This is a genomic window from Citrobacter sp. CtB7.12 (assembly GCF_001297795.1).
GTDB lineage: Bacteria > Pseudomonadota > Gammaproteobacteria > Enterobacterales > Enterobacteriaceae > Citrobacter_A > Citrobacter_A amalonaticus.
Genome location: NZ_LIFT01000048.1, coordinates 1 through 2,616, shown reverse-complemented (window position 1 = coordinate 2,616; position 2,616 = coordinate 1). Strand labels below are relative to the sequence as shown.

At 60.4% G+C, this 2,616-nt stretch carries 1 protein-coding gene; it reads left to right on the top strand.

All coding sequences use genetic code 11. The features are described from left to right. On the top strand, window positions 1–2,616 hold a 2,616-nt coding region (locus AOY24_RS23270), incomplete at both ends, for an RHS domain-containing protein (protein ID WP_161804605.1).

Genomic DNA, 2,616 nt, shown 5'->3' with positions numbered 1-2,616 from the left:
TCTGCCCGCCGCGCCGCTGGCGCGATACGACTATTCCCCGCGTGGCGAACTGGCAACGGTATACGACCGCAGCGGCACGGCAGTACGCCATTTTACGTATGACCCGCCGCATCCGGGACGCATGGTGGCACACCGTTATGCGGGCAGACCAGAGATACGCTATCGCTATGACATCGTCGGGCGGGTAACGGAACAGCGTAACCCGGAAGGCTTAAGCTATGCCTATGCGTATGAACAGAACCGCGTCATTATCACCGACAGCCTGAACCGTCGCGAGGTGCTGCACACCGAAGGCGAAGGCGGGCTGAAGCGGGTGGTCAGACAGGAATACGCTGATGGCAGCGCCATTCACAGTGAATACGACCCGGCAGGGAGACTTATTGCTCAGACCGATGCGGCGGGCCGTAAGACGGAATACCGCCTGAGTCCCGGCTCCGGCCAGTTAAAAGAAATCGTCGCGCCAGACGGCAGGCGTACTGAATTTTATTACAACAGCCAGCGCCAGTTGACGGACACCGTATACCCGGACGGCCTGCAAAGCCGGCAGGAATACGACATTCAGGGCAGACTCATCGCCGACACCCTGCGCGACGGCAGCACCACCCGCTGGTTTTATGACAACCCGCACAGCGAATACCCGTCCGCCAGCGAAGACGCCACCGGCAGCCGGAAACAGATGACGTGGAGCCGCTACGGGCAGTTGCTCACCTTCACCGACTGCTCCGGCTACCAGACCCGTTACGAATATGACCGCTTCGGTCAGGTCACTGCCCTTCATCAGGAAGAAGGCCTCAGCCATTACCGCACTTACGATGACCGGGGCAGACTGGTCAGCCAGAAAAATGCACAGGGCCACGAAACCCGCTATGAGTACAGCATCGCGGGCGACCTGATGGTCGTGCTCCACCCGGACGGCAGCAGGCAGACCACAGAGTATGATGCCGCTGGACACCCGGTGAGCACCACCACTGGCGGCCTGACCCGGCAGATGGCATACGACGCCGCAGGCCGTGTGACGCAACTGACCAACGAAAACGGCAGCCACACCACCTTCGCTTATGATGTGCTGGACAGGCTGGTGCAGGAAACGGGCTTTGACGGCAGAACACAGCGTTATCAGTACGGTATTACCGGGCAGCTTATCCGCAGTGAGGATGAAAGCCTTGTCACCCTCTGGCATTACGATGCATCAGACCGCCTGACGCACCGCACCGTCAATGATGAGCCGGCGGAACAGTGGACCTACAACGCGCGCGGCTGGCTGACCGAAGTCAGCCATCTCAGCGACGGCCACCGCGTCGCCGTGCAGTATGAGTACGATAAACAGGGACGGATGAACCTTGAACGCCAGACAGTGCATCACCCGGAAACAAATGACCTGCTCTGGCAGCACGCCACCAGACACGATTATACGAAGGGGCTGGCGACCCGGACTATCCCCGATAATCTGCCGCCGGTAGAATGGCTCACTTACGGCAGCGGTTATCTGACCGGCATGAAGCTCGGCGACACGCCGCTGGTTGAGTTCACCCGCGACCGCCTGCACCGGGAAACGCAGCGCCGCTTCGGCGAATACGACCTGACCACGGCATACACGCCGGGCGGTCAGCTACAGAGCCATCACCTCAGCATTCTTCAGCTTAACCGCGACTACACCTGGAACAGCGGCGGGCAGCTTGTTCGCATCCGCGGGCAGCATGAGCAGCGGGATTATCAGTACGGCGACGCCGGAAGGTTGCTCAGTACACATATCACATCGCCCCACCACGACCTGGCGCAGTGGACGTTCACCGACCCGGCGGGCAACCGGACAGCGCAGCGGGATAAATACCCGATGCTGCCGGACCATTTCCGGGATAACCGCATCAGCCAGGATGTGGAGAATTTTTATCATTATGACGAACACGGCAGGCTGACGGAGAAAGATGAACGCCGGATACACCCGCACGGCAGCCTGTCGCATCATTATGAGTATGATAACCAGCACCGGCTGGTGCACTACCGCCGGATGCAGGCAGGCAACGTGCTGACGGAAAGCCGTTATCTTTACGACCCGCCGGGCCGCCGCATCAGCAAACGGGTGTGGGCATGTACGGTATTTCACGATGGTTCGTGTTCACAACCAGCGCTGCAGGAAACCGTGTGGTACGGCCAGGATGGCGACCGGCTGACCACCACGCAGACGGACAAAACCCGCATCCAGACGGTGTACCTGCCGGGGAGCTTCACCCCGCTCATCCGTATTGAAACGGCAACCGGAGAACTGACCAGAGCCACCCGCCGCACGCTGGCAGAGAAATTTCAGCAGGAAGCAAACGTGACCTTCCCGCCGGAACTGGTGGCGATGGTGGATAATCTGGAAGCGGAACTACGGCGCGGGGAACTCAGCGAAGCCAGCCGGACGTGGCTGGCACAGTGCGGCCTGACGCCGGAGCAGATGAAAAATCAGCTGGAGCCGGAATACACGCCGGAGCGCAAAATCCACCTGTACCACTGCGACCACCGGGGGCTGCCGCTGGCGCTGATTGACGTTAACGGGGCCATTGCATGGCGCGCAGAGTTTGATGAATGGGGGAATGTGCTGCGGGAAGATAACCCGCATAACCTGGAACAGCT